This window comes from Bartonella sp. AC70YNML (assembly GCF_042196545.1).
Lineage (GTDB): Bacteria > Pseudomonadota > Alphaproteobacteria > Rhizobiales > Rhizobiaceae > Bartonella.
In genome coordinates, this window is record NZ_JBHIQK010000008.1 from 94,116 (window position 1) to 99,065 (window position 4,950).

General features: G+C 39.8%; 9 protein-coding genes. 1 reads left to right on the top strand and 8 read right to left on the bottom strand.

Translation table 11 applies throughout. The features are described 5' to 3' along the window. Positions 1 to 188 (top strand): hypothetical protein (locus ACFIMU_RS06695; RefSeq protein ID WP_375696026.1); only part of this gene is annotated, 188 nt, incomplete at its 5' end. 598 nt (positions 189 to 786) lie between these two features. Here ACFIMU_RS06695 and ACFIMU_RS06700 read toward each other — a convergent pair. The 8 genes from ACFIMU_RS06700 to ACFIMU_RS06735 all read right to left on the bottom strand — a co-directional run bounded on the left by ACFIMU_RS06700 (position 787) and on the right by ACFIMU_RS06735 (position 4,910). Next, positions 787 to 1,359, bottom strand: a complete 573-nt coding sequence (locus ACFIMU_RS06700; protein WP_375687891.1) for a hypothetical protein — start codon at positions 1,357 to 1,359, stop codon at positions 787 to 789. 10 nt (positions 1,360 to 1,369) lie between these two features. After that, positions 1,370 to 1,678 (bottom strand): hypothetical protein, encoded by a 309-nt coding sequence (locus ACFIMU_RS06705; protein WP_375696922.1) that lies wholly within the window; start codon positions 1,676 to 1,678, stop codon positions 1,370 to 1,372. 154 nt (positions 1,679 to 1,832) lie between these two features. After that, complete coding sequence (locus tag ACFIMU_RS06710; protein ID WP_375696923.1) at positions 1,833 to 2,984, bottom strand: DUF6990 domain-containing protein; 1,152 nt, start codon at positions 2,982 to 2,984, stop codon at positions 1,833 to 1,835. 13 nt (positions 2,985 to 2,997) lie between these two features. Further along, positions 2,998 to 3,363 (bottom strand): hypothetical protein, encoded by a 366-nt coding sequence (locus ACFIMU_RS06715; RefSeq protein ID WP_375687887.1) that lies wholly within the window; start codon positions 3,361 to 3,363, stop codon positions 2,998 to 3,000. Between the two features lie 229 nt (positions 3,364 to 3,592). Then, positions 3,593 to 3,949: a hypothetical protein gene (locus ACFIMU_RS06720; RefSeq protein WP_375607085.1), complete on the bottom strand. Its 357-nt coding sequence runs from the start codon at positions 3,947 to 3,949 to the stop codon at positions 3,593 to 3,595. 4 nt (positions 3,950 to 3,953) lie between these two features. Then, on the bottom strand, positions 3,954 to 4,127 hold the full coding sequence (locus ACFIMU_RS06725; RefSeq protein ID WP_375607086.1) for a hypothetical protein: 174 nt from the start codon (positions 4,125 to 4,127) through the stop codon (positions 3,954 to 3,956). A 103-nt stretch (positions 4,128 to 4,230) separates the two neighbouring features. Continuing rightward, positions 4,231 to 4,521 carry a hypothetical protein gene (locus tag ACFIMU_RS06730; RefSeq protein WP_375607087.1) on the bottom strand — a complete coding sequence of 97 codons (291 nt, stop codon included), beginning with the start codon at positions 4,519 to 4,521 and terminating at the stop codon, positions 4,231 to 4,233. Positions 4,522 to 4,703: 182 nt separating this feature from the next. Beyond that, positions 4,704 to 4,910 carry a hypothetical protein gene (locus ACFIMU_RS06735; RefSeq protein WP_375607593.1) on the bottom strand — a complete coding sequence of 69 codons (207 nt, stop codon included), beginning with the start codon at positions 4,908 to 4,910 and terminating at the stop codon, positions 4,704 to 4,706. Positions 4,911 to 4,950: the final 40 nt, after the last annotated feature.

Consider the following 4,950-nt stretch of genomic DNA (forward strand, 5'->3'; position numbering starts at 1 on the left):
ATTCCCCCCATTCTAATTTTGACGCATTGCACAATCCAACCTTTATGCCTCCATTGGCACCTCTTCTCCCCAAGCGCCCCACAACCCTCACAGCCCTTGATCAACCACACACCCTATTACAGTTCCACATTTTTACGATTTTACAAATTCACAGAAAACAACAAACTTCCGATAAACAGCCCCATTAAAGCCTATTACAAGCTTATTATAAGCCTATTCATTGCCATCAACCCTTTTCCCCCAACGCCCTCCATTCCCCCCATTCTAATTTTGACGCATTGCACAATCCAACCTTTATGCCTCCATTGGCACCTCTTCTCCCCAAGCGCTCCACAATCCTCACAGCCCTTGACCAACCACACCCCCTATTACAGTTCCACATTTTTACGATTTTACAAATTCACAGAAAATAATAACTTCCGATCAACAGCCCCATTAAAGCCTATTACAAGCTTATTATAAGCCTATCACTCACCATCAACCCTTTCCCCCCCCAGAGATCAGCGTAAAATGAGAAAAACAATCGATGCCCTCCTCTCACGTCATGAAGCAATGGCATGATCTAAAACTTATGCCTCCCCCATGACACGAGCACTACGTGCGCTTTTTCAGCGCTGCGTTTAATTGTTTGGTAACCTTGTAATAAGAGATCAAACGCTTGATAAAAGAAATATACAGTGCCACAATGGGTATTGTTAAGAAAAAATCAAAAAAACCCCCCAGCAGAATGATAAAAATCACCGTCCAAAATGCCGCTATTTCGTAATGCATTTTATCCCCTTCTTTTTATAAATTGATTGATTGGGTTGCTTCAGTCACTTCTTCCAATTGCTGAATCTTCTTTTTCAATCGATGAGTTAAAATTTCACGAAGGATCACAACAACAGGGATCGTTGCAAAAATACATACCGATAAAAAAAACCAGAAAAGCAAGAGAATGACAAGATATTCAAATCTGCTCTCATCTATCTCAGCTACCCTTTTAGAGAAACTCACATAGACATAAGCTTTGAAAAACATAATGATGAAAGAGAGGCATGCGTGGAGGATATAATCTTTGCGTGAAAAAGCGAGCCATTTTTTTAACGAATAGAAACTTATCTGTGTTTCTAGTGTTAAGTTTTGTGGCACTCTCTCTTTTTCTTTTCCGCTTTTTTCAAAGAAACAAAAACGCTGTGGATGTTCTTTCATCAAACGTCTTTGTTTTTTCACTCTGTAATAGAGCCTCAAACGCTTGATTAAAGAATAATAAGGCGCCACAATAATCATATTCACAAAAATGGCAAAAACTGTAACTGCATTTAGAAAAAAATATCCAATCGGCAGAAACAAAATAAAAACTGCGGCCTCACCCCTCATGCGTATAACCTCATTGATTAATCTCTTGCTGCTTTATTTTTTCTTTTAGTTTTTTCTTTATTTTTTCCAATTTACGCTCTTTAAAACGATAAATCCCCCACAAAATAGGAAGGGGTGTGAGAAGACAAAACCATATCAACACTGGTAAGAGAAAAATAAGAGAACCAATTCCTTCCCATCTTGTCCATTGCAACGGCTGTACCAGAGATTTTGCACCCGCAGGAACTTCTAAAGCCATCATGATAAGGCATGTATAAAACATGATGAAAAAGCGGTGCCCTATTATTTTACACCGTCCCACCCCTTTACACCTTTCCACTGAAGACACCATAAATTTTCTAAATGAAAAGAAAGACACTTCAAATGTTGCTTTTTTCTCCTGCATTGTTCCCCTCTGCTTTTACGCTTCGCGCTTTTTACGCATTATTTTCAGGTTTAAGCTCTTTTTAATTTATCTAAACTCTTTATTTTTCTCAATAATTTTTTTCATCAATCCTAATTTCTACATCCATATATTCTAACTCCCCATCCTTTATGTAAAGAATATCGGGACGATAGTTTTTTCCATCAACCTCACAAATCGCGTCCTTTTCATAAACAAAATATCCCTGTTGCCTTAATTCTTGTCTTTTTTCCTCGATCAAATTTTCATAAGAATCTCTTCTTCTATTGCACAAATTGGGATCTGTAGCTCTAAAACATTCATAGCTTTCTACCTCCATGGAAAAATCCTTTGCCGCCTGTTGAAGCAAATCGTAACTGGGTTGCTTTGTCTTTTCTACCGCCTGAGCGATCACCATCGCGCGTTCCAGATGCTCTTCTTCAATGCTTGCCTCAAAGCCCAGCTTCTCACCTTCTATAAAGCTTTTGTGATAAGAGTGTAAAGTTTCAACATCGCCCATCAAAGCCAGAGCCGCAAGATAACGCAGGGAATAAGAAGCCAACCGAGGGACCACAGTTTTGTTTTCCCAAGGCAGGATTCTATATTGAGAGTGAAGCATCTTGCCAAGATCAACCTCAGTCATTGCCTCATCGAAAGCTTTCTCAAGTGCACGACGTAAACATCCAACGCTTACCTTTTCTTCAAAAATTTCCAACCCCTTCACATCAAAACTCAATTCAAGAGCAATCAAGCCTCCAGAATTATAAGGGTCTATCGTTTGGCAAGTCGCCGCATGGATACCAGAAACCACCGCAATTGCACAATCAAATCGCGGATACCCCTTCTCAGCATTATAAAGAAACTGCACTTCACGATCTGGTAAATAATAGGTGGCCAAATGATCTCTTTTTCCTTCAATTTCCACCTTCCACCCCAAACTCTTTAAAAGCGCCGTTGCACTTTCCATCGTTAAGATTTCCTCATCAGAAAGAGAAAACTCTTTTTCCTCAGATAACGGCTTAATCATCGGCGTTGCTCCACTAGACGGCTCAAAAGCAACAGGTTGTTCAAGCACGCGGCTTAATTCTTTTGTCACTTGGCAATACAGTCTCACCCGCTTGAAAGTAGAGTAATACAATGCCCAAATAAACATCATGACCACAGCAGAAAGCAGCGTGAAAAGCATCAAGCCCACACCCCACGAGAGTACAACAATAATATCCATTATTTTAATATCTATCATTTTCCCCGCCCCTTCATGCGCTGTTTTGTTGAGAAGCGGTTTTTCTTCGCTTCCAGAGTGCTTGCTCCAACATATCGATCTTTTCTTTCAACAGAACCGTGAAAATGATACGAACCACAAAGGCAACAGGGATGAGTACAAAAAGAAGCGCTGATATAAGCCACATGATTAACAAGAGAGCTGCCACGACATCCCCTTCCCACTCCACCAACTTCCACCCAAGCAACATGGGTACGAAGCGAAGAACCGTTCTCAAAGCTGCCACAATGAAAGCAATACAAAAGATGACTTTATAATTTTTGCGTGTCAGAAACGCTTCTTCAAGCACAAAAGACCGTGGTTCTTTATCCAATGGTGCATTTTTTCCATTGCCCCTCATTTTTTACCCCTCATTTGTCTCAAATTTTTAAGCCATTTTCATGAACCGAAGCTTTCGTCCTCACAATGGATGAGGGTTCATCAATATCAAACGCTTGTATCCCTCATCTTTTATAAAGACAATATCAGCGGTGCATTTTTTTCCATCACCTTCAAACATTGCACGAAGAGAAGGTCTCCTACAACGCATGAGAATATATAAAGACCAGTATTCATTTTCTGCCCTCCCTTCACGCGCTGTTTTGTTGGTAAGCCGTTTTTCTTCGCTTCCAGAGTGCTTGATCCAACATATCGATCTTTTTTTTCAACAAACGCGTAAAGATGATGCGGACCACAAAGGCAACAGGAATGAGTACAAAAAGAAGCGTTGATATAAAAACCAATATTAATGTTAAAATGAATAGGATATAATTCCACCACCCTGTCAAATCCCACTTAAAAAACATAAAGAATGCCATTGTAAAAGCTGCCACAATGAAAGCAATGCAAAAGATGACTTTATAATTTTTGCTTGTCAAAAACGCTTCTTCCAGCGCAAAAGACCGTGGTTCTTTATCCAATGGTGCATTTTTTCCATTGCCCCTCATTTTTTTACCCCTCATTTGTTTCAATTTCTAAGCCATTTTCATGAACCGAAGCTTTCGTCCTCACAATGAATGAGGGTTCAATCAATATCAAGCGCTTGTATCCCTCATCTTTTATAAAGACAATATCAGCGGTGCATTTTTTTCCATCACCTTCAAACATCATGTTTTCATCACTCACAGTGTGCCCCCTATTGTCTTAAGGCTTCTCTTTTCTCGTCGATCAAATTTTCATAAAAATATCTTCTTCTATTGCACAAATTTGGATCTATGGTTCTAAAATTCTAAGTGCTCTTTTTATTTTCAGGAAGATAAGCTGCTTTCCAAAGAAGAAGCAAACGAGTGCAAGAAAATCGTAACGAAGTTGCTTTGTCTTTATGACGATTTGAATCATCTAGCAAAACCGGCCCAAATAGATTTTTTCGATATTTTTTTTCAAAGCCCAAACTTTCATCTTCCATAAAGCTTTTATGAGAAAGCTGCCAAATGTTAACATCAGCCCTCAATACCAAAGCCCCAAGGTAGTGCAGCAAAGAAGAGGGCACTTGAGAGATAGAATAATTTCCTTTTCCCAAGGAAGGGTGTTCTATTGAAAGCCAAGCACGCGGCCAAGATCAACCTCAGTCCCAGATCAACCTCATTCATTGCCTCATCGAAAACTTCCTCAAGTACACGACACGCCCTACGCTTACCTCTTCCTCAAGAAATTTCAATCCCTTTGCCTTAAAATCCACCCCTTTGCCTCAAAGCCTCGTTGTCAATCTGGCCCCCCCAAAAATGATAAAGCCCCCAAATGATAAGGATTAATCATTTGGCAAGCCGCAGCATGGATACCAGCGTCTCCAACAATTCCATAACCAAATTGCACAAAACCTTTTTCATCCAGAGATGAGAAACTGTCCTTAGCGGTCTCGTAAATAAATAACAGTCTCGTAAATAAATAAATGTCCCTCTTTTCTTTCAATTTTCCCCCTCCACCCCAAGCTCTTTAAAAACACTGTTGC